This is a genomic window from Arthrobacter sp. PL16 (assembly GCF_035985055.1).
GTDB classification, from domain to species: Bacteria; Actinomycetota; Actinomycetes; order Actinomycetales; family Micrococcaceae; genus Arthrobacter_D; species Arthrobacter_D cheniae.
The window spans coordinates 1-21,005 of record NZ_JAXCIC010000009.1; the positions used below are offsets into that span (position 1 = coordinate 1).

24 protein-coding genes are annotated in these 21,005 nt (G+C 67.5%); 13 read left to right on the forward strand and 11 right to left on the reverse strand.

All coding sequences use genetic code 11. The features are described from left to right. The coding region (locus tag RCH21_RS15060) for a hypothetical protein (protein WP_326965129.1) at window positions 1-153 on the reverse strand (153 nt) is incomplete at its 3' end. 433 nt (window positions 154-586) lie between these two features. Here RCH21_RS15060 and RCH21_RS15065 point away from each other — a divergent pair. Beyond that, window positions 587-1,531, forward strand: a complete 945-nt coding sequence (locus RCH21_RS15065; protein WP_326965074.1) for a heme o synthase — start codon at window positions 587-589, stop codon at window positions 1,529-1,531. A 70-nt stretch (window positions 1,532-1,601) separates the two neighbouring features. Then, entirely contained in the window at window positions 1,602-2,501 is a 900-nt protein-coding gene (locus RCH21_RS15070; protein WP_326965075.1) for a dihydrodipicolinate synthase family protein, read from the forward strand. A gap of 57 nt (window positions 2,502-2,558) precedes the next feature. On the opposite strand, the gene RCH21_RS15075 is transcribed toward RCH21_RS15070, so the two are convergent. Genes RCH21_RS15075 through RCH21_RS15085 form a run of 3 tightly spaced genes read right to left on the reverse strand, consistent with a single transcriptional unit; the run spans window position 2,559 to window position 5,282 of the window. After that, window positions 2,559-3,530, reverse strand: a complete 972-nt coding sequence (locus RCH21_RS15075) for a COX15/CtaA family protein (RefSeq protein WP_326965076.1) — start codon at window positions 3,528-3,530, stop codon at window positions 2,559-2,561. A gap of 4 nt (window positions 3,531-3,534) precedes the next feature. Then, the gene (locus RCH21_RS15080; protein WP_326965077.1) at window positions 3,535-4,335 is read right to left on the reverse strand and encodes an ABC transporter permease; all 801 of its coding nucleotides are present in this window, start codon (window positions 4,333-4,335) and stop codon (window positions 3,535-3,537) included. Continuing rightward, window positions 4,332-5,282 (reverse strand): ABC transporter ATP-binding protein, encoded by a 951-nt coding sequence (locus RCH21_RS15085; protein WP_326965078.1) that lies wholly within the window; start codon window positions 5,280-5,282, stop codon window positions 4,332-4,334. The genes RCH21_RS15080 and RCH21_RS15085 overlap by 4 nt, the downstream gene beginning before the upstream one ends. A gap of 174 nt (window positions 5,283-5,456) precedes the next feature. On the opposite strand from RCH21_RS15085, the gene RCH21_RS15090 reads away from it, so the two are divergent. The 6 genes from RCH21_RS15090 to RCH21_RS15115 all read left to right on the forward strand — a co-directional run bounded on the left by RCH21_RS15090 (window position 5,457) and on the right by RCH21_RS15115 (window position 10,714). Beyond that, window positions 5,457-6,323, forward strand: coding sequence for a helix-turn-helix transcriptional regulator (locus tag RCH21_RS15090; RefSeq protein ID WP_120150152.1), 867 nt, complete (start codon window positions 5,457-5,459; stop codon window positions 6,321-6,323). Continuing rightward, window positions 6,323-7,795 carry a Fe-S cluster assembly protein SufB gene (sufB, locus tag RCH21_RS15095; protein ID WP_120150137.1) on the forward strand — a complete coding sequence of 491 codons (1,473 nt, stop codon included), beginning with the start codon at window positions 6,323-6,325 and terminating at the stop codon, window positions 7,793-7,795. Before RCH21_RS15090 ends, sufB begins: the two co-directional genes overlap by 1 nt. A 2-nt stretch (window positions 7,796-7,797) precedes the next feature. Then, window positions 7,798-9,141, forward strand: coding sequence for a Fe-S cluster assembly protein SufD (gene sufD / locus RCH21_RS15100; protein WP_326965079.1), 1,344 nt, complete (start codon window positions 7,798-7,800; stop codon window positions 9,139-9,141). Further along, window positions 9,141-9,500, forward strand: a complete 360-nt coding sequence (locus tag RCH21_RS15105; protein ID WP_326965080.1) for a non-heme iron oxygenase ferredoxin subunit — start codon at window positions 9,141-9,143, stop codon at window positions 9,498-9,500. The genes sufD and RCH21_RS15105 overlap by 1 nt, the downstream gene beginning before the upstream one ends. A 62-nt stretch (window positions 9,501-9,562) precedes the next feature. Further along, a complete protein-coding gene (gene sufC / locus RCH21_RS15110) occupies window positions 9,563-10,330 on the forward strand; it encodes a Fe-S cluster assembly ATPase SufC (RefSeq protein ID WP_120150134.1) in 768 nt (255 codons plus the stop codon). A gap of 54 nt (window positions 10,331-10,384) precedes the next feature. Further along, the gene (locus RCH21_RS15115) at window positions 10,385-10,714 is read left to right on the forward strand and encodes a metal-sulfur cluster assembly factor (protein WP_120150133.1); all 330 of its coding nucleotides are present in this window, start codon (window positions 10,385-10,387) and stop codon (window positions 10,712-10,714) included. Between the two features lie 100 nt (window positions 10,715-10,814). On the opposite strand, the gene RCH21_RS15120 is transcribed toward RCH21_RS15115, so the two are convergent. The 3 genes from RCH21_RS15120 to RCH21_RS15130 form a co-directional block, all read right to left on the reverse strand. Then, window positions 10,815-11,480: an energy-coupling factor transporter transmembrane component T family protein gene (locus RCH21_RS15120; RefSeq protein WP_326965081.1), complete on the reverse strand. Its 666-nt coding sequence runs from the start codon at window positions 11,478-11,480 to the stop codon at window positions 10,815-10,817. Further along, window positions 11,477-12,151, reverse strand: a complete 675-nt coding sequence (locus RCH21_RS15125) for an energy-coupling factor ABC transporter ATP-binding protein (RefSeq protein ID WP_326965130.1) — start codon at window positions 12,149-12,151, stop codon at window positions 11,477-11,479. The genes RCH21_RS15120 and RCH21_RS15125 overlap by 4 nt, the downstream gene beginning before the upstream one ends. An 82-nt stretch (window positions 12,152-12,233) precedes the next feature. Next, complete coding sequence (locus RCH21_RS15130; protein ID WP_326965082.1) at window positions 12,234-12,860, reverse strand: biotin transporter BioY; 627 nt, start codon at window positions 12,858-12,860, stop codon at window positions 12,234-12,236. Window positions 12,861-13,027: 167 nt separating this feature from the next. Here RCH21_RS15130 and RCH21_RS15135 point away from each other — a divergent pair, with 167 nt between their 5' ends. Then, a complete protein-coding gene (locus RCH21_RS15135; RefSeq protein WP_120150130.1) occupies window positions 13,028-14,626 on the forward strand; it encodes an ABC-F family ATP-binding cassette domain-containing protein in 1,599 nt (532 codons plus the stop codon). A gap of 132 nt (window positions 14,627-14,758) precedes the next feature. Here RCH21_RS15135 and RCH21_RS15140 read toward each other — a convergent pair whose 3' ends face one another. Genes RCH21_RS15140 through RCH21_RS15150 form a run of 3 tightly spaced genes read right to left on the reverse strand, consistent with a single transcriptional unit; the run spans window position 14,759 to window position 16,304 of the window. Next, complete coding sequence (locus tag RCH21_RS15140) at window positions 14,759-15,586, reverse strand: SURF1 family cytochrome oxidase biogenesis protein (protein ID WP_326965083.1); 828 nt, start codon at window positions 15,584-15,586, stop codon at window positions 14,759-14,761. After that, window positions 15,587-15,883 (reverse strand): hypothetical protein, encoded by a 297-nt coding sequence (locus RCH21_RS15145; RefSeq protein ID WP_326965084.1) that lies wholly within the window; start codon window positions 15,881-15,883, stop codon window positions 15,587-15,589. Continuing rightward, window positions 15,876-16,304 (reverse strand): DUF3099 domain-containing protein, encoded by a 429-nt coding sequence (locus tag RCH21_RS15150; protein ID WP_120150128.1) that lies wholly within the window; start codon window positions 16,302-16,304, stop codon window positions 15,876-15,878. Before RCH21_RS15150 ends, RCH21_RS15145 begins: the two co-directional genes overlap by 8 nt. A 113-nt stretch (window positions 16,305-16,417) precedes the next feature. On the opposite strand from RCH21_RS15150, the gene RCH21_RS15155 reads away from it, so the two are divergent. Then, complete coding sequence (locus RCH21_RS15155) at window positions 16,418-17,248, forward strand: beta-ketoacyl-ACP reductase (RefSeq protein WP_326965085.1); 831 nt, start codon at window positions 16,418-16,420, stop codon at window positions 17,246-17,248. A 77-nt stretch (window positions 17,249-17,325) separates the two neighbouring features. After that, window positions 17,326-18,075, forward strand: a complete 750-nt coding sequence (locus RCH21_RS15160; protein ID WP_326965086.1) for an SDR family oxidoreductase — start codon at window positions 17,326-17,328, stop codon at window positions 18,073-18,075. Window positions 18,076-18,180: 105 nt separating this feature from the next. On the opposite strand, the gene serB is transcribed toward RCH21_RS15160, so the two are convergent. Continuing rightward, the gene (gene serB / locus RCH21_RS15165) at window positions 18,181-19,065 is read right to left on the reverse strand and encodes a phosphoserine phosphatase SerB (protein ID WP_326965087.1); all 885 of its coding nucleotides are present in this window, start codon (window positions 19,063-19,065) and stop codon (window positions 18,181-18,183) included. A gap of 209 nt (window positions 19,066-19,274) precedes the next feature. On the opposite strand from serB, the gene RCH21_RS15170 reads away from it, so the two are divergent. Both RCH21_RS15170 and RCH21_RS15175 read left to right on the forward strand, forming a co-directional pair. After that, window positions 19,275-20,060, forward strand: a complete 786-nt coding sequence (locus RCH21_RS15170) for an ABC transporter ATP-binding protein (protein WP_120150125.1) — start codon at window positions 19,275-19,277, stop codon at window positions 20,058-20,060. Window positions 20,061-20,103: 43 nt separating this feature from the next. Beyond that, on the forward strand, window positions 20,104-20,931 hold the full coding sequence (locus tag RCH21_RS15175) for a TrmH family RNA methyltransferase (protein WP_326965088.1): 828 nt from the start codon (window positions 20,104-20,106) through the stop codon (window positions 20,929-20,931). Window positions 20,932-21,005: the final 74 nt, after the last annotated feature.

Below are 21,005 nucleotides of genomic sequence, written 5' to 3' on the forward strand. Positions count from 1 at the left end.
CGTCCCCGGATGCCCATTCCCCACCTTCTCCACCGCATCCGCGGCCAGAACACGAACCGTATCAACCGCCCTCTGATCAAGCTCGGTCCAGGTCAATTCCTGCTGTTGCGTCTGTGGCACGTTTCCGGGCCCCTCTCTGTCCGGAACGGCCATCTAGCTGTTGACGGGAAATGCCTCCAGGCACGCCGTCAGGCTGGCCGTTCACCATTGAATCCTGCAAAGTTCGGCTCCGACCGGAGACAGCACTGAGCCCGGGTGACTCATTCCGGGCATGCTTCCACAGCGGGCTTTCAAACCAGACTATCCCTTCGGGCCTGCGTTGGGCCGTGGGAGTCGAAGAATGTCGTTCCTCACACCAGGACATTGCGCGCGGGACGCGTAACGGCTCCCATTGTCGGTTCAGTGCCTTCCATCGCTACCGCCGCCATAGGGCGACGGTAGCGAACGGTAGCGATGGCGGGAACGTCGGCGCGGGCGATCACGACGGCGACGGCGGCGGAAGCGGAAAGGGCTCCGATTTCTACACGGCGTAAAAGGGTATGATGGGCACTGTCTTTTACTCCGGAAGAAACGAAAGTGTTGCCTTGTGAAGACCCAGCAGGTTCCTGCTCCGGCGCGTTCCCCGCAGGCCCGTCAGGGTTTCGGACGCAAAGCGAAGGCATACCTCGCTCTGACGAAGCCCCGCGTGATCGAGCTTCTCCTGGTGACCACTCTTCCCACCATGATCTTCGCCCAGGGCGGGTTCCCTCCGCTCGGCCTGATTCTCGCGACGATGGTCGGCGGAGCGCTTGCCGCCGGTAGCGCAGGAGCCTTCAACTGCTACATCGACCGTGACATCGACAAGCTGATGCACCGGACCGAGAACCGGCCGCTCGTCACGGGTGAGGTCACGCCACGTGAAGCCCTCGTCTTCTCCTGGATCCTCGGCATCGTCGCGATCGCGGTGCTCTGGTTCGGAGCGAACCCGCTGGCGGGCATGCTCGGGATCGCCGCCATCTTCCTGTACGTCGTGGTGTACACCGTGGTGCTCAAGCGCCGCACCTCCCAGAACATAGTCTGGGGCGGGGCCGCAGGGTGCATGCCCGTCCTCATCGCCTGGGCCTCGGTCACGAACTCGGTGGACTGGCCCGCCGTCGTGCTGTTCCTCATCATCTTCCTGTGGACACCGCCGCACTACTGGCCGCTTTCCATGAAGTACAGCGACGATTACAACGCGGCCAACGTACCGATGCTCGGCGCCATCGCCGGCGCGCGCGTCGTCTCGGTCCAGGTGGTCCTCTACGCGTGGGCGATGGCAGCATGCTCACTCCTGCTGATCCCCGCCGGGGCCGGCTGGGTCTACTCCGTTGCCGCCGTCATCGGTGGTGCGTGGTTCATCCGCGAGTCCCATCGCCTGTACTCCCTCGCGCAGCAGGGCGAGCTGACCAACAAGGCAGCCATGAAGGTCTTCCACGGGTCCATCAGTTACCTGACGGTCCTCTTCCTGGCCCTCGCCGTCGACCCGTTCGTCGGATCGGCAGTTCTGCCCTGATCCGGACGGCCGGGGCGGGTCCGACAGCGAGCGAGCGCCGGGGCACCGCTGTTCCCCTAGGCTGGCAGTCATGGACTTCACCGGCCTGATCGCCTACCCCGTCACACCCTTCCAGGAGGACGGTTCCGTTTCGCACGGGGACCTCCGCAACCACATCGAGGGTCTCGCGGCTGCGGACGTCGATGCGATCACGGTCCTCGGATCCTCGGGCAGCTTCGCCTACCTCGACCGGGGGGAACGCGCGGAGGTCGCGAGGACCGCGATCGACGCCGTCGCCGGCCGGGTGCCGGTTGCTGTGGGTATCAGCTCCGTCGGCACCCGTGAGGTACTCGAGGCGGCCGTCGACGCCGAAGCGGCGGGTGCTGCGGGACTCGTCCTCTCTCCTGTCTCCTACGTACCCCTCACGGATGACGAGGTGCTGGCCCAGGTGCGCGCGGTCTGCGCAGCGACGGACCTTCCGATCTGCCTGTACAACAATCCGGGTACCACCCAGTTCGACTATTCCCTGCAGGTGGTCGCCGAACTCGCCGCCATCCCACAGGTGGTCGCCTTCAAGGACACGGCGGCAGACGCGCGGACCTTCAACGCACGGCACCGCGAATTGGAGGCCCTCGTTCCCGGCCCCTTCAGCCACGGGGTAAGTGGTGACGTCCTCATGCTGACGGGCGAGGTGCCGGCTGATGCATGGCACAGCGGCCCGGCCGCGATCCTCCCGAAGTACTACGCGCGCCTGCGCCTTGCCGTCGTCGCCGGGGACCAGCGCGAGGTGGACCGCGTGCGGCACGTCCTCGGTCCGCTGGTGGACCACGTCACGGGCCTGAGGAAGATCAGCGGTCTCCATCTGCTGGCGCGGGCCTGCGGGATCGCTGCCGGTGATCCGAGGCCTCCGCTGCTGCCGAGCCCGGGGTCCGAGTTGCGCGAGCTGGGCCGCCTCCTCGATGTGCTCGAGACCGAGTTCGACGACGACTGAGCGGTTCGATTCGTCACCACCGGCCCTGCTGGCGCGAGTGGCGTGGGCGCCAAGAGCCTAGGCGACGGCCTGCGGGAGCCTTGACGGCGCGGTACTGCCGGGAAGGGTCCTCCGCGTGGTCCCCGTGTAGTGCGCGTGGATCGCCGCCGACATGAGCAGAGACGCCCCGAGCATGTGCAGCGCCACGAGGACGACCGGCAGGTGCAGGAAGTGCTGGGTATAGCCGATGGCTCCCTGGGCGAGCACGACGGCGGCCAGCAGGAGGAGCGCCCTGCGCAGCTTCCCCTCGACCTGGGCGCGGTAGGCGACGACGACGGCGAGCGCCACCGTGGCCACGAGCAGGTAGACCGGTAGCGCGTGGAGCCGTGTCATGAGGTCGGAGTCGAGCCCGTTCCGGGCGGCGCCCTGGTCTCCTGCGTGGGGCCCGGATCCCGTCACGATCACGCCGAGGACGACGGCGACCGACGTCAGCACGGTCGAGGTGACGAGGAGCTGCCGCAGCAGGGGAGGGGCGGCAGGTGCGCGGTGGAGCCGGTACTGCTCCGTGGAGAGGCGGGCGCGATCGACGAGGACGGTCGCGAGCGCCACGAGGATCATCGAGACGATGAAGTGGAGTCCCACGACCCACGGGTTCAGGCCGGTCCACACGGTGATGCCGCCGATGACGGCCTGCGCCGGGATGCCGAGGAAGAGTCCGACGGACAGGCGGAACAGGTCCTTGCGCTCCCGCCGGAGGCCCAGCACGGACACGATCATGGCGACCGCGATGATGACGAGCACGAAGGTCAGGAGCCGGTTGCCGAACTCGATCACGCCGTGGAAGCCCATCTCGGGCGTGGTCACGATCGACTCCGGCGTGCAGCGCGGCCATTCCGGGCACCCGAGCCCCGAGGCCGTGAGCCGGACCGCACCGCCGGTCACGACGATGGCGATCTGCGAGACCAGGGACGCTATGGCCAGGCGGCGCACGAGTGGCGTGGTTGTCCGGGGTAGAGCGTCCGTGAATCGGGAGAGCGCGGGAAGAGTCATGTCATCAGCTCCATTTGAACCAGCGGATGGCCGCCAGGCTAGCGAGGGAGGCCCAGGCGAGAAGCACCAGGCACGCGATGGGATCGAGGACGCCGTCCAGCAGGGCGCTCCGCAGTCCGTCACCGAGAGCAGCGGATGGCAGGACGGAGACGAGCGGCTCGACGGCGGTGGGAAGGCCGGATGCCGGGATGATGATTCCTCCGGCGGCGGCGAGGAGTATCCACACCAGGTTGGTGACGGCGAGTGTGGCCTCCGGCCGGAGGGTGCCGGCCACCAGAAGACCCAGGGCGGTGAAGGCAGCGGATCCGACGAGCAGCAGGAGTGCCGCCGGCAGAATACCCTCGGGCCGGGGGGACCATCCCAGCAGCACGGCCGCACCACCGATCACCACGAGCTGGACGGCCAGGACCGCGACGACGGCTACCGCCTTGCCGAGGATCAGTCCGGATCGGCCGAGTGGTGTCGTGGACAGGAAGCGGAGGACGCCGTATCGCCGGTCGAAGCCCGTGGCGATACCCTGGCCGGTGAAGGCCGTCGACATGGTGCACAGGGCGAGGACGCCGGGCGCCGCGATGTCGATGCGGCTCGGTCCATGAGCGTCCAGCAGCGGAGTAATCACCAGGGCGGCCAGTGCCAGGAGCGGCAGGACGATCGCGAGCACCAGTTGCTCCCCGTTGCGGAGCATCGCCAGGGATTCGTACGCGCCTTGGCGCAGGATGCGCGCAGGCAGGCCGGCAGCAGATCCACTCGTCGCCCTCGACGGCGACGTGGCCGCTGCGCCCTGCGTACCGGACGTCGCCCTCATCGGATGCTCCGTCCGGAGATGTCGAGGAAGACGTCCTCGAGGGAGCGGGGGGCCAGGGAGATGGTCGTGGGCATGACTCCGCATGCGGCCCACCACTGGGCGAGGTGTGCTACGTCGGAAGCGGTGAGTTCTCCGCGGAGGACGTACTGCCCGGGCTCCGATTCGAGTTGGCGCAGGTGGGGGAGGAGCTCGGGCGGGAGCGTGAGCCCGGGCACCGTGTCGAACCGCAGCTCGCGCACGCCGTCGGAGTCCTTGTCCGCCGTGAGCTCGGCGACCGTACCCTCCGCGACGGTCCGGCCACCCTCGACGATGTACACGTAGTCGGCAAGTCTCTGCGCGTCGTCGAGCAGGTGCGTCGTGAGGATCACAGCGAGTCCGTCGGCTCGGAGCTCACGGATGAGGTCGAACACGATGGTGCGGGACTGCGGGTCGAGTCCAGCGCTCGGCTCGTCGAGGAACACGACCTCCGGCCGACCCACGAGGGCGCAGGCGAGGGCCAGCCGCTGTTTCTGCCCGCCGGAGAGCCGCCGGATGGAGACGGCGCCGAATTCGTCGAGGCCGAGCCGTTCGGCGAGGGCGTCGACGGGCAGGGGGGCGCTGTACATGGACGCGACATGGCGGAGAAGTGCGAGAGGTCGCACCGACGGCGGGAGTCCGCCGTCCTGCAGCATGACTCCGACGCGCGCCCGGAGGGCCGGCGATGCCCGGTAAGGGTCCTCGCCGAGAAGGCGCACGAGCCCGCCGTTGGCACGCTGCAGGCCCTGTGCGCACTCGAGGGTCGTCGTCTTACCTGCTCCGTTCGCGCCCAGCAGCACGGTGACCGCTCCGTGCAGGGCGCGGAGGTTCACGCCGTCGAGCACACGTACCATCCGGCCGTCGAGGGCGCCGACAGGGCCGAAATCCTTGATCAGGCCATCGATCTCGAGGGCAGGGGCGGTAGTCGGCACGCCATGATTCTACGTCAGGTAGTAGTCCGTCGAAGGGTGCCTGATGGGTAGCCTCGCCTAAGTGGTGTGACGGAATACATTACGTCATGCTTATGTTGTGTATTTTGTCGCCAACGGAAGGATCGGACTGTGACCGCAACACCGCGTGCCGCCGTTGCGCCCTCCGGTGACGTCCTGGCCCACAGCGCGCCGGAACCTGAACTGACAGCGCAGATCGTCTCCCCCGATCCCGACGAGCGCACGCGTGACCGCGTGCTGTCGGCGGTCCTCGAGCGCGGTCCGGTGAGTGCTGCCGAGCTCGGCGACCGCCTCGGATTCACACCGGCCGCCATGCGCCGCCACCTGGATGCGTTGTCCCATGACGGGCTCATCGAGGTCAAGCGGGTCCGGAGTTCCGCGACCGGCGCCGGTCGCCCGGCCCGTCGCTACGTCCTCAGCCGACGCGGACAGACCAAAATGGGAAACGACTACCTCGATATCGCCATAGCCGCCCTGAGCCAGCTCGGCGAAGCTGCAGGTCCCGAGGCCATCGAGGAATTTGCCCGCATTCGCTTCTCCGGAATGGAGGAGCGCTACCGTCCCCTCGTCGAGGCCGCAGGCCCGGATGTGGAGGCGCGTGCACGTGCCCTTGCAGGGGCGCTGAGCACGGACGGCTTCGTCGGATCCACCAAGACCGTCGGGCTTCCCCAGGGACGCGGAGCCCGCACCGCCCCACATGCCATCCGATCCGCGATGCCCAGCGTGCAGCTCTGCCAGGGACACTGCCCCATCCAGGGACTGGCCTCCGCCTTCCCTGCGTTCTGCGAGCAGGAGACCGGCGTGTTCGCCCGCCTGCTCGGCGTCGACGTCCGCCGCCTCTCCACCTTGGCCGGTGGCGGCCACGTCTGCACGACCCACATACCCCTGGGACGGACGACGGCGGCTCATGCCGCACCGGCCAGCCCGGACGCTCCCGGGAACGCCGCTCAACCGGCCGCCCCTGAAGCCGCGCCGCCCAGCACACCAGCAACGTTATCCATCCATCAGCAAGGAAGGCCATGATGACGGATCAAGTAGACCGCAAGCCAGCCGCGTCGGCAGTGCCGGAGTCGGTGATCAGCGACATTCTGGAGAAGAACCCGGAGCTCGAGGGCATCGGCACCTACCAGTACGGCTGGGCTGATAAGAACGAGGTCAGCGACAACGCGCGCCGTGGCCTGAGCGAGGACGTCGTCCGCGACATCTCCGCGAAGAAGAACGAGCCCCAGTGGATGCTCGATCTCCGGCTCAAGGGCCTCAAGTACTTCGACCGCAAGCCCATGCCCGCCTGGGGTGCAGACCTCTCCGGCATCGACTTCGACAACATCAAGTACTTCGTGCGCTCCACGGAGAAGCAGGCCAACACGTGGGAGGACCTCCCCGAGGACATCCGCAACACGTACGAGAAGCTCGGCATCCCCGAGGCGGAGCGTGCGCGCCTCGTCTCAGGCGTCGCGGCGCAGTACGAGTCCGAGGTCGTGTATCACCAGCTCCGCGAGGACCTCGAGCGCCAGGGCGTCATCTTCCTCGACACGGATACCGCACTGCGTGAGCACCCGGAGATCTTCAAGGAGTACTTCGGCTCGATCATCCCCGTCGGCGACAACAAGTTCGCGTCGCTGAACACGGCCGTCTGGTCCGGCGGATCCTTCGTCTACGTCCCCAAGGGCGTCCACGTCGAGATCCCCCTGCAGGCCTACTTCCGCATCAACACCGAGAACATGGGCCAGTTCGAGCGCACGCTGATCATCGCGGACGAGGACTCCTACGTGCACTACATCGAGGGCTGCACCGCCCCGATCTACACGTCGGACTCCCTGCACTCGGCCGTCGTCGAGATCGTGGTCAAGAAGGGCGCCCGCGTCCGGTACACCACCATCCAGAACTGGTCGAACAACGTGTACAACCTCGTTACCAAGCGTGCGATCGCACACGAGGGCGCGACGATGGAGTGGATCGACGGCAACATCGGTTCGAAGGTCACCATGAAGTACCCGGCCGTCTACCTCGTGGGGGAGCACGCCAAGGGCGAAACCCTGTCCATCGCCTTCGCAGGCGAGGGACAGCACCAGGACACCGGATCGAAGATGGTGCACATCGCACCCAACACCAAGTCCTCGATCGTCTCGAAGTCTGTCGCTCGCGGCGGCGGTCGGGCCGCCTACCGCGGACTCGTCCAGATACGCGAGGGTGCGAAACACTCCGCGAACACGGTCCGTTGCGACGCGCTCCTGGTGGATACGATCTCGCGGTCGGACACGTACCCGTACGTGGACATCCGTGAGGACGACGTCACCATGGGCCATGAGGCCACCGTCTCGCGCGTCAGCGAGGAGCAGCTGTTCTACCTCATGTCCCGCGGGCTTCCCGAGGACGAAGCCATGGCCATGATCGTGCGCGGCTTCATCGAGCCGATCGCACGTGAACTGCCCATGGAGTACGCGCTCGAGCTGAACCGGCTGATCGAACTGCAGATGGAAGGGGCCGTAGGCTAGCGATGGCTGAAACCACCCACACGGAATTCACGCCCAACACCGCACCCGAGGGCGAGGTCACCGATCTCGGTGACCTCGACGAGAAGGCCCGCCTCGGTGCACCGTCAGGTGCCATCGACAGGTCGGCTGCGATCGACGGCTTCACGGAGCAGGGCGAAAGTCTCTCCGCGCAGAACGCCGGCAGCGAGCAGCTCGGCCTGAAGAAGCACAGCCACGGCAACGCGCCCGTAGTTCCCGAGGCGTCCCGGGGAGAGCGTCGCAGGTCCTTCGACCTCGCCGACTTCCCGACGCTCACGGGGCTCGAGGAGGACTGGCGTTTCACGCCGCTCAAGCGTCTCCGCGGCCTGCACACCGAGGAACTGAACGGCTCAGCCCCGTCGATCGAGGTCACGGGTGCGGGCAATGTCACCGTCGAGACCGTCGGTCGTGGTGACGCCCGCCTTGGAGCGTCGGCGACCCCCGAGGATCGCGTGTCCGCAGCAGCATGGCACACGTTCACCGAAGCCACGGTCATCACCGTTCCGAAGGAGACGGTGGCCGACGGCGAGGTCATGGTCAGCGTCACGGGCACGCACGCCGAGGCAGCTGCCCAGCACATCCTGATCACGGCCGAGGCATTCTCCAAGGCCGTGGTGGTCATCGACCACCACGGGTCTGCCACACTCGCGCAGAACGTCGAGATCGTCGTCGGTGACGGCGCGGATCTCACGGTCGTCAGCGTCCAGGAGTGGGACGACGACGCCGTACACGTCTCCTCGCAGCAGGCGAAGATCGGCCGCGACGCGCGCTACAAGCACGTCGTCGTCAGCCTCGGCGGTGATCTCGTGCGCCTCACGCCGTCGTCGATCTTCACCGCTCCCGGCGCCGAGGTCGAGATGTACGGACTGTATTTCGCCGACGCCGGCCAGCACCTCGAACAGCGCCTCCTGGTGGATCACGCCGTACCGAACTGCAAGTCCCGCGTGACCTATAAGGGAGCGTTGCAGGGTGCGGGTGCGCACACTGTCTGGGTGGGTGACGTCCTCATCCGCAAAGCGGCCGAAGGCACGGACACCTACGAGACCAACCGCAACCTCATCCTGACGGACGGCGCGCGCGCGGACTCCGTCCCGAACCTCGAGATCGAGACGGGTCTCATCGAAGGTGCGGGCCACGCCAGTGCCACCGGCCGGTTCGACGACGAGCACCTCTTCTACCTGATGGCCCGCGGCATCCCCGAGGTGACCGCACGGCGGCTCGTGGTGCGCGGGTTCCTCAACGAGGTCATCCAGCAGATCAAGGTGCCCTCCCTCGAGGAGCGGCTGTCCGAATCGGTGGAGCGCGAGCTCGCCGCAGGCAACCTCTGATGGCCGTGGAACCCCGCGGCGAGCTGATCTGCAACGTCGACGACATCGAGGTCAAGCAGGCTCTGCGCGTCCTCATCGACGACTATCCCGTTGTCGTCGTCCGCGACTCCGACGGGCAGATCCACGCGCTGGGAGACACCTGTTCCCACGCGGACATCTCGCTCTCGGAGGGCGACGTCGAGGGCTGTGCGATCGAATGCTGGGGCCATGGTTCCCAGTTCGACCTCCGCAGCGGTGCGCCGCTGCAGCTCCCGGCGTACGAGCCGGTCCCGGTATTCGCCCTAGAGATCCATGACGGCAACGTCTACGTCGATGTCTCGAATGTCACCAACGGAGCGCCGGCACCGCAGTTCGGCTGACCGCCGCCGCACACGCACTTCCTGCACACTTCCTGCACAGCAGGCGAAGGAGAAAGAACACGATGTCCACACTTGAAATCAAGGACCTGCACGTCAGCATCGACACCGAGCAGGGCAATGTCCCTATCCTCAAGGGCGTCACGCTGACGATCAACACCGGTGAGACGCACGCGATCATGGGCCCCAACGGCTCCGGCAAGTCGACCCTCGCCTCGACCATCGCCGGCCACCCCCGCTACAAGGTCGACGGCGGAACCATCACCCTCGACGGTGAGGACGTCCTGTCGATGAGCGTCGACGAGCGCGCACGGGCAGGCCTGTTCCTGGCCATGCAGTACCCCGTCGAGGTGCCCGGCGTGACCATGACGAACTTCCTCCGTACGGCCAAGACCGCGCTCGACGGCGAGGCGCCAAGCCTGCGTCACTGGACCAAGGACGTGAAGACGGCAATGGCGCAGCTGCGTATCGACGCCGACTTCGCCCAGCGCAACGTCAACGAGGGCTTCTCGGGCGGCGAGAAGAAGCGCGTCGAGATCCTGCAGCTGGAACTCTTCCGACCGCGCTTCGCCATTCTCGACGAGACCGACTCCGGGCTCGACGTCGACGCACTCAAGGTCGTCTCCGAGGGCGTCAACCGCGAGCACTCGAAGGGCGAGATGGGCACGCTGCTCATCACGCACTACACGCGTATCCTCCGCTACATCAAGCCTGACTTCGTCCACGTGTTCGTCGCCGGGCGGATCGCCGAGCAGGGCGGGCCCGAACTCGCAGACCAGCTCGAGGCAGAGGGCTACGATCGGTTCACGGCGCAGACTCCGGTCGAAGCCTAGGACCACTCCGATTTCCCGGTCTTCGCTGCCGGGACGCTCGAAAGGAACAGTTCGATGAGTGATGTGCAGCAGGCGCAAACCGCGCTTGACGACGTCGAGGAAGCGCTGCGGGACGTGATCGACCCGGAACTCGGCGTCAACATCGTCGACCTCGGCCTTCTGTACGGCCTGAAGTACGCCGACGACGGCGCCCTCCTGATCGACATGACGCTCACGACGGCAGCGTGCCCGCTGACCGACGTGATCGAGGAGCAGGTCGGTCAGGCTCTGGACGGCGTCGTCGATGAATGGCGTCTGAACTGGGTATGGATGCCGCCCTGGGGTCCCGAAAAGATCACCGAAGACGGCCGCGATCAGATGCGGGCCCTGGGCTTCAACATCTGAGCAGCATCACAGGCACCCCGCCTGTCGAGGGGCGGTTCCAGCGAAGGCTGGGGCCGCCTTTCGTCGTTTCCGAGGGAAGTGGCTGCCCGGGCCGGTGCCGTCAGGCGCCCGGGTCGTGGGGATCCATGCCCCTGTCCCGGTCGCCGTCGTGCTCGCCCAGACCCCGCGCGGCAAGGGCCTCACCTGTCCGGTGCGCGTACGCGACGGCGCCGATTACCAGGGGAGTGACGGCGACACGTGCATTCCTCTCGAGGCCGCGCGCCCGAGCCGCCTCGCGCACGTCCATGAACAGCCCGGCGAGGTAGGGGATGCTCCGAAGCATGATGGACAGGGCGAGGGCGAAGCGCTCCGGGTCGGCGCCGACCACGCGGAACGGCCGGACGAGCCTGACCACTCCGTCGAGCAGGGACTGCATCGGGGTGGTGAGCGTCACCGCTCGGGCCGCCAGGAGGCAGGCGGTGATGCCCCCGACCACGGTGAAGGCCCGGAGCCAGCCCTGTGCCAGGCCCTGGTACAGGGCCAGGATCGCCAGAACCGGCGCCGCCGGAGCGAGCATCCGCAGGATGCGCAGGGGCGAGAGATGCGCGCCGATCAGGAGTGCACACAGTGTCACCGTCAGGGTGATCGCCGTCGTCGACGGCGATCTCCAGGTGACGACGGCGACGGCGCAGGCGAGTGAGGCGACGGCCTTCAGGGACAGGGGCGTGCGGTAGAGGAACCCCTGACCGTGCTGGTAGAGGCCCAGCGTGCTGCCGTACCCCCTCATGGCCCGTTCGTCCGGTCCAGGCCCGGCGCGTCAGCGGATCGTCCTGCCAGTGCGCGATAGCGGGCGACGGCGTCCGGGGGCGGACCGTCGAACACGATTTGCCCGTCGTCGATGACGAGGGTCCTCTCGCTCTCGAGCGCGAAATCGAGATTGTGGGTCGTGAAGACGACCTGCTGATCGAGCCCTGCGATCAGCGCACGGACGAGGGCGTCGTTCCGCAGGTCCAGCAGCGTGGTCGGCTCGTCGGCCACGAGGACACGGGGTTCCACGGCGAGGACCACCGCGAGTGCGAGGATCTGCCGCTCGCCACCCGAGAGGTCGTAGATGCTGCGGTCGGCGAGGTGGTGTACACCGAAGCGCCCTAGGACCTCTTCGCCGCGGCGCCGGCGCTCGGCCGTCGGCAGCTTGCGGACCCTGAGCGAGAGCTCGACGTCCTCGCGTCCCGTGGGCATGACGAGTTGGGACAGGGGATCCGTGAAGACGAAGCCGACCGACTGCCGCACGGCGCGGGAGTCGGTCCGGGTATCCCTGCCGAAGACAGCGACGGATCCCGCCGAGGGTGTTCGGAGTCCGTTGATGAGACGCAGCAGGGTCGACTTGCCCGAGCCGTTGGCGCCGATGATCGATACGCGCCGCTCGGACAGCGTGAGCGTGAGCGGCTGCAGCAGCATCCGCTGGTCGTCGTCGGACCGGACCTCTGCGGCCCGGAACTCAATCACGCCTCGACCAGGATCTACTCACGGGCTGCTTCCACTACGCGCGCCGCGAGAGGAGGCGCGGGAATGCCCGGTGGACCGATACCGCGAGCAGGGCGGCGAGGATGTTCTTGAGGACGTCGCCAGGAAGATAGGCGGCATCGATGAGGATGGCGTCACGGAGGGGCAACCCGGCATTGACCATGAGTCCGGCCACGCCCAGGGGATGGATGGTCAGCAGGCTCGCTGCGAGGCACGCCAGGAACAGCAGTGCTGCCCGGAAGCGCGTGGCCCTGCGGATGATGACAACGGCGAGGAGCCCGGCGACGAGGGCCGCAAGAGGGAAGGCCACCAGGTATCCCGCCGAGGGTCCCGCGAGCACGCCGAACCCGCCACTGAAGCCGCTGAAGACCGGTAGGCCGATGAGTCCCGCGACGAGATAGAGCAGGACGGCGGCGGTCCCGCGGGCCGGACCGAGTACGACGCCGGCCAGCATCACCCCGAGTGTTTGCAGGGTGATGGGCACGCCGAGCGGACCCACCGGGATACCGGGTACGATTGCAAGGGCGGCGATGAGGGCGGCGAAGACCGCGACCAGCGAGAGATCGGTGGTGTCCCACCGCTTGCGGGATGACGATCGGCTGCTGCCGGCCGGTCCGGCGACGGTCTTCTCGGTCGGCTGCATGGCTCACGCTCCTTCAGCGGGCCGGAGTCGCACCGGTTGCTCCGGTGATATGTCGACTTCCTCCAGCCGTAACTGCTTCTGTACCGAGACTAGCGCCGGTCACCAGGGAATCCTTTGTGGGATTCCTACAACAAACGCCGTCTCTGGCACCATCGAAAGGCCTCATCGTGATCAACGTGTCGAACCTGGAGCTGCGGGCTGGCGCCCGCCTGCTCATGGACGAGGTGTCCTTCCGCGTGGACAAGGGTGACAAGATTGGACTCGTCGGCCGCAACGGCGCCGGCAAGACCACCCTCACCAAGGTGCTGGCCGGAGAGGCGCTGCCGGCCGGAGGCACGGTGACGCGTTCAGGTGAGATCGGCTACCTGCCCCAGGACCCGCGCACACCGAACATGGAGCAGCTCGCCCGGGACAGGATCCTCTCGGCGCGGAACCTCGACGCCGTCGTCACCGAACTCCGTCAGGCGCAGGAGGACATGGCCAGCGACAAGAACTCAGTGCGCAACAAGGCCATGGCACGCTACGACCGCATCGAGGCCGCCTTCCTCGCCGGTGGCGGTTACTCCGCGGAAGCAGAGGCAGCGGCGATCTCCTCGAACCTCTCACTGCCCGAGCGCATCCTGAACCAGCCCCTCAAGACGCTCTCCGGCGGTCAGCGCAGGCGTGTCGAACTGGCGCGCATCCTCTTCTCGGGTGCCGAGACCATGCTCCTCGACGAGCCCACCAACCACCTGGACGCCGACTCCATCACCTGGCTGCGGGACTTCCTGAAGAACCACCAGGGCGGCCTGATCGTGATCAGCCACGATGTCGAACTGCTCGAGGCGACCGTCAACAAGGTGTTCCAGCTGGACGCCAACAGGGGGACGATCGACATCTACAACATGGGGTGGAAGCGCTACCAGCTCCAGCGCGAGACGGATGAGCGAGCCCGGAAGCGCGAGCGCGCGAATGCTGAGAAGAAGGCGCAGGTCCTCATGGATCAGGCCAACAGGATGCGCGCCAAGGCCTCGAAGGCCGTAGCCGCGCAGAACATGGCGAAGCGTGCCGAACGCCTGCTCGGCGGGCTCGATGCGGTCCGCACCTCGGACCGCGTGGCAGCACTCCGGTTCCCCGAGCCCTCTCCCTGTGGCAAGACCCCCATGACGGCGGAGGGACTCAGCAAGTCGTACGGCTCACTGGAGATATTCACCGACGTCGACCTGGCGATCGATCGCGGATCGAAGGTCGTCATCCTCGGACTCAACGGCGCCGGCAAGACCACGCTGCTGCGGATGCTGGCCGGCGTAGACAAGCCCGACACCGGACAGGTCATCGCGGGCCATGGACTGAAGGTCGGGTACTACGCACAGGAGCACGAGACGCTGGACACGCAGCGCTCGGTCCTCGAGAACATGAAATCCTCCGCGCCCGACATGCAGGACGCCGAGGTGCGGGGCATCCTTGGATCGTTCCTCTTCTCGGGCGACGACGTCGACAAGCCCGCAGGCGTCCTCTCCGGTGGCGAGAAGACGCGCCTGGCTCTGGCCACGATCGTGGCGTCCTCGGCCAATGTCCTGCTGCTCGACGAGCCCACCAACAACCTCGACCCCGCGAGCCGCGCGGAGATCCTCGGTGCGCTGAAGAACTACAGCGGAGCCGTGGTGATGGTCAGCCATGATGAAGGCGCCGTGGATGCGCTCGATCCCGAGCGCGTGGTCCTGCTGCCCGACGGCATCGAGGACCTCTGGAACCAGGACTACCTGGAGCTCGTCACCCTCGCCTGACGGACCTGACGGACCTGACGGACCTGACGGACCTGACGGACCCGACGGACCCGACGGACCTGACGGACCCGACGGACCTGACGGGCCTCCGGAACGCGCCGGGGGGCCAGCGGGCCGAGCGCGCGTCCCGCGCTAGCGGATCCCCTGGGCATCGAGGATGGCGTCCTCGTCCTCCTCCGAGGAGGGACGACGGCGCCGTCGGACCGGTCGGTGGGTGGCTGTTCCGTCCTGTTCGGCGTTCGTCCTGCGCTGCAGCCGTGCGGCATAGCCCAGTCCCACGAACGCGAGGACGCCGAATGCGAACCATTGCAGGGAGTACGAGAGGTGTGGGCCCTCGTCGATCGAGGGTTTCGGAGCCGCGACCGGTGTCTGCGCGGCTCCCGGCCGCTCGAGTGCGAGGAGGCCGTAGGCGGCATCCTGGAGTGGATAGTCCAGCCGCTCGGACAGGGCGGCGAGGTCGATGGACGCCACCTGCCCCTCCGGTGCGCCGCGGTTGACCGAGGGCTCGCCCGGCTTCATCCTGGCGGTGACCTCGACCTGACCGGCCGGCGGTTCCGGTACCTCATCCGGGCGTCCTGCCTCGGCATTGCCGATCGGCAGCCATCCCCGGTCGATGATCACGGCCGTGCCGTCGTCGAGCTTCAGCGGCGTGAGCACCTCGTACCCCGGCTGCCCGTTGAGAGGGCGGTTGCGCGCGATGACCTGGTTGGCGACGTCATAGGTCCCGGTGAAGGTGATGGGGGTCCATTCCCGCGACGGTTGATACCGGTCGAACCCGTTCTCGCCCGGCACGTACCGCTCCGGGGTTGCGTCGTAGTTCGCCTCGATGCGCTGGATGTTCTCGACGACGGCCTCGCGCCGGTCAAGCTGCCAGCGACCCAGGCCGACGCAGCCCGCAGCGAGCACCATCACCATGACGAGCCACCCGAACCAGCGCACGGAGAAGAGGAAGCGGTACACCTAGCGGATCTCCGGCGGATGGTTGGCGGTCAGGGGGAGGGTCTCCTTCCACAGACCGCGCTCCCGGAGGTACTCCTCGAACCACTCCACATGGGTCGGGCAGGACGCCCAGGCCTTCCGGCGGTCGGGGGTGTGGATGCGCGGGTTGTTCCACAGGAGCTGCCAGGAGGCGTCGTCGCGGCACCCCTTGCGCGAGCAGACCGGGCTCGCTCCGGCCGCACGCTGGGGAGCCGCGAACAGACCGAGGCCCGCGGTCGAGGCGACTGCGGGTCCTTGTACCGGTGGCACCTCAGGCATCTGTACCCGGTTTGCCGTAGCCGGCGGAATGCGAACCGTGCTGCGCGGGGTGAGCCGCGTCGTCGATGATCTCCCCGCTCAGCACGTCATCATCACCGTCGTCGGGACCGGCGTCGACGACCCTGGCCTCGATCTCGCGGACCGGCGCACGATCGATCAGCGCATCGCTGTGCCTGATGTTGCTGGTGTCACCGCCGCCATTGGCGACGATGACGGCGAAATAGGGCAGGAAGACCGCACCGGCGATCATGACCCATTGCAGCCAGACGTAGGGAACCACGAAAACGAGGATGAAGCAGATGAGGCGGATGCTCATCGATATGGTGTAGCGGATCATTCGTGTTCGCATCTCATCGCTGTGCGATTCACGTGCGTCTGAAATGCTGTGGACGTCTGTGTTGTGCTTCGTTTGCTTACTCATCACACTCCAAAAAGACTGCCTCTATTATCTCACTTCGGGCCTGGTTCCCGAAGTCGAGGGATGCGCCGCTAGGATCGTCGGGATAGTTTGACGCGTCGCCGCAGGCAAGACCCGTGGAAGCTCGGAAGCTCCGCCGGCTCGTGCGCGCGATCGCCGATATGGACAACGTGGACCCCTTCCGGCCCGCAGACAGAGGAGTTCTCCCCGTGGCACCTGGTGCAGACAACACGACGACGGCCACCGGCCGCAGCGTCCTCATTACCGGAGGAAACCGCGGGATCGGTTTGGCTATCGCCAAGGTATTCGTAGCCAACGGCGACAAGGTTGCCATCACCTACCGAAGTGGTGACGTTCCTGAAGGGATGCTCGGCGTCAGGGCCGATGTCACCAGCGAGCAGCAGATCGATGCCGCTTTCACCCAGGTCGAGGCGGAGCATGGTCCGGTGGAGGTCCTCGTCGCCAACGCCGGAATCACGCGGGACACGCTGCTCATGCGCATGACCGAGAGCGACTTCACCGACGTCATCGACACCAACCTCACCGGTGCCTTCCGCGTGGTGAAGCGGGCGTCACGCGGAATGATCCGCCTCAGGCGCGGCCGCGTGATCCTCATCTCCAGCGTGACCGGACTGTACGGAGCGCCCGGCCAGATCAACTATTCCGCGTCGAAGGCCGGGCTGGTGGGCATGGCCCGGTCCCTCACCCGGGAACTCGGCTCGCGGGGTATCACGGCCAACGTCGTCGCGCCCGGATTCATCGACACCGACATGACGGCCGAGTTGCCCGAAGCCACGCGGAAGAGCTATCTCGCCACCATTCCCGCCGGACGCTTCGCCTCACCGGAGGAGGTCGCGGGCGTCGTGTCCTGGCTGGCCGGCGACGCCGCCGGCTACATCTCGGGTGCGGTCATCCCGGTCGACGGCGGCCTCGGCATGGGTCACTGAGGCACCGCCTCGCCATCCCGCGCGATCTTCTCCCAACACTGCAGCTCTCCACACCAACCCCCACCCCAAGGAGCACCATGGCCACCCTCGAGGGAACCACAGCAATCGTCACCGGATCATCCAGGGGCATCGGCGCCGATGTCGCGCAGCTGCTCGCAGCGCAGGGCGCCGCGGTCGTCGTCAACTACCGCCAGAAGGCGCCCCGCGCCAACAAGGTCGTAGCGGGCATCGAGGCTGCGGGTGGCAAGGCCGTCGCGGTCGGCGCGGACCTGACCACGCCGGAGGGTCCGGCCGCGCTTGTCGATGCGGCCGTCTCGACCTTCGGGGGGCTGAACCTGCTGGTGCTCAACGCCTCGGGCGGCATGGAGACGTCGATGGGCGAGGACTACGCCCTTCGCCTCAACCGCGACGCACAGGTCGCCATGCTCACGGCTGCCGCCGATGTCATGCCGTCCGGCTCACGCGTCGTGTTCATCACGAGCCACCAGGCGCACTTCATCGAGAAGGTCGAGACGATGGAGGCCTACGAGCCGGTCGCCCGCAGCAAGCGGGCCGGTGAGGACGCACTGCGGGACCTGATCCCCCGACTCGACGAGAAGGGCATCTCCCTCGTCGTCGTCTCCGGCGACATGATCGAGGGCACGGTCACGGCGACCCTGCTCGATCGCGCCACCCCCGGAGCCATCGAGGCCCGCCGCCAGGAGGCGGGGCGCCTCTACTCGGTGGCGGAATTCGCCACCGAGATCGTGAGGATGGCGACGGCCGACGTCCCGACCGGCCACACCGAGTACGTGGGCGGTGCCGAGGACTTCATCGCCAAGAGTTGATTCGGGCCGGAGACGCTGCGCTTCCCGCAGTCCTGCCTCGCGAACGGTCCAGGGCGGGACGATCCAGGGCGGGACGATCCGAGGCAGGAGGGCCTGCGCGACAGGTCAGAGACCGGCGAAATGGCGGACGACGTCGAGGTCCGGCAGGTCGAGCGCGGCGTCCGAGGCTGCCCGGACAGCGGGTTTGGCGTTGAAGGCCACGCCGAGCCCCGCCGCCGCCAGCATGTCGAGGTCGTTCGCGCCGTCGCCCACGGCGATCGTCGAGGACAGGTCCACACCGGCGCGATCAGCCTCGGCCCGGAGCACCCGCTCCTTCTCGCGGCGGTCGACGACGGCACCGGACACGCGACCGGTGAGGACGCCGTCCTCGATCTCGAGATCGTTCGCGCGTGCGAAGGACAGACGGAGCCGCGCCGCCAGCGGTCCCAGTACCTGCGAGAAACCGCCGGATACGACGCCGACGGTGTGCCCGGCATCAAGATAGGCCGCGACGAGCAGTTCCGCACCGTCGCTCAGCTCGATCCGGCCGACCACCTCGTCGATCACGGACGCCGGCAGGCCTTCGAGAGCGCGTACCCGGTGGTGCAGGGATTGGGTGAAGTCGAGTTCGCCGCGCATGGCCGCCTCCGTCACTGCGGCCACCTCCGCCTCCCGCCCGGCATGCGCGGCGAGCAGTTCGATGACCTCCTGCTTGATGAGCGTCGAGTCCACGTCCATGATCAGCAGCTTGGGGCCGGGCAGGTAGACCGGTGCCGGTACGACGGCAGCGTTGATCCCGCTGGAGGAACTCCAGGCCGTCAGGACCGAGCGCAGGACGTCGGGCCCGGTGGAGAGGCGCAGGTCCAGGGTCAGGGTGTCGTAGGTCGGCGATCGCTGAAAAGCCTCGTTCCTGATGGCGGCGCCGAACTCGTTCAGGGCGGTCACCAGCTGGTTCCGGTGGCCATCGTCGAGCTGCGGCGCGAATGCGACCACCCTCGTGTCTACCGACATGCGTATGCTCCCTGTCTGCGCCGCTGTCGGCGTCGTCTGCTGTGGTGATCGACGTAGAACGGTTCGTGACGTCGACGATGCCAACGCCCCTCGTCCGACACCCGCTGCTTCGGATCAACCCGGCGGGGGCGATCAACGGCATGGAAGACCGGCCTCGCAGGTTCGGCGGTTTCGCCACGGAGCCGCTCCTTAGCCTAGTGTCTAGAACCATGTGGAACGTTCTGGAACTGGCGGGCGTGAGCCTCATCAGGGGCGGCAAGACCCTTCTCGACGAGATCGACTGGCAGGTCGGCGCGGGGGAGCGCTGGGTGGTCATGGGACCCAACGGAGCGGGCAAGACCACCCTGCTCCAGCTCGCGGGTGCACGCCTGCATCCCACTCGCGGCGTCGTCGGAATCCTCGACGAGGTCATGGGCGCCGTGGACGTCTTCGAACTCCGCCCACGCATCGGGCTGGCCTCGGCGGCGCTCGCGTCGCAGGTACCGGACCACGAAACCGTCCTGAACGTCGTCGTCACCGCCTCCTACGGTGTCACCGGCCGATGGCGCGAGCAGTACGAGCGTCTCGACGAGCGCCGCGCCTTCCGGCTGCTGGACACGTGGGGCATGTCCCGGTTCATGAATCGCCCCTTCGGCTCGCTGAGCGAGGGTGAGCGCAAGCGCGTGCAGATCGCCCGGGCCCTCATGGCCGATCCGGAACTTCTTCTCCTGGATGAGCCCGCAGCCGGGCTCGACCTCGCGGGGCGGGAGGACCTCGTGAAGCGGCTGACGGAACTCGCCCGCGACGAGGATGCGCCCGCAATGGTGCTGGTTACCCATCACCTCGAGGAAGTGCCGCCCGGATTCACCCACGCCCTGCTGCTGCGTGACGGGAAGATGGTGTCCGCCGGTCCGATCGGCGTCGTCCTCACCGAAGAGAACCTGAGCGCTGCCTTCGACGTCGCCCTCAAGGTCACCGAGGAGAACGGTCGCTACAGCGCGGTCGCCCGGGCGTGATCTCCGCCCCTGACGGCCGCTCGGCAGCGGCAGGGGCGGCCTGATGCCGCTCGTACACCTCGACTCGGCCGATGATCCCCGCCTGTCGGACTACCGAAACCTGACGGACGTCCAGCTGCGGCTGGCCAAGGAGCCCGCCGAGGGGCTCTACATCGCAGAGAGTCCCAAAGTGCTGCGGCGTGCGATCGACGCCGGGCACGCGCCGCGATCCTTCCTGCTGGCGCCGAAATGGCTGCCCGACCTCGAGGACGTCATTGCACGGTTCCCTTCCGTCCCGGCCTTCGTGGCGCCGGAGGCCACCCTCGAAGTGATCACCGGCTTCCGCCTCCACCGTGGCGCTCTCGCCGCCATGCAGCGGCCGGGATCTCGCCCCCTGACGGAGGTCCTCGCCGGCGCACGCCGTGTTGCCGTGATCGAGGACATGGTGGACCACACCAACCTCGGAGCCGTCTTCCGCTCGGCGGCTGCGCTCGGTATCGACGCCGTCCTGGTCAGCCCGCGCAGTGCCGATCCGCTGTACCGACGGGCCGTCCGTGTCAGCATGGGCAGCGTCTTCCAGGTGCCCTGGGTGAGGCTCACGTCCTGGCCCGGCGAGCTCGCCACGGTCCGGGCAGCGGGCTTCACCCTTGCCGCCCTTGCGCTCGTCCCCGGAGCAGTTCCACTCGGAGCATTCCCCGCGCAACGGCACGAGCGGCTCGCCCTGCTGCTCGGCACCGAGGGCAACGGTCTCAGCTCCGGCGCCCTTGCCGAGGTGGACGTAGCCCTGACCATTCCCATGCACGGCGGCGTCGACTCGCTGAATGTCGCGGCAGCAGCCGCGGTCGCGTTCTGGGAGTGCCGGTACGACGCCGGCGCAGCTGCTATTTCGTGACGCAGGTGCGGCTGCGCTAGTATTGACAGCTGGCACAATTGCCAACCTTTCGTACCCCCCGTGCCTGGCAAAAT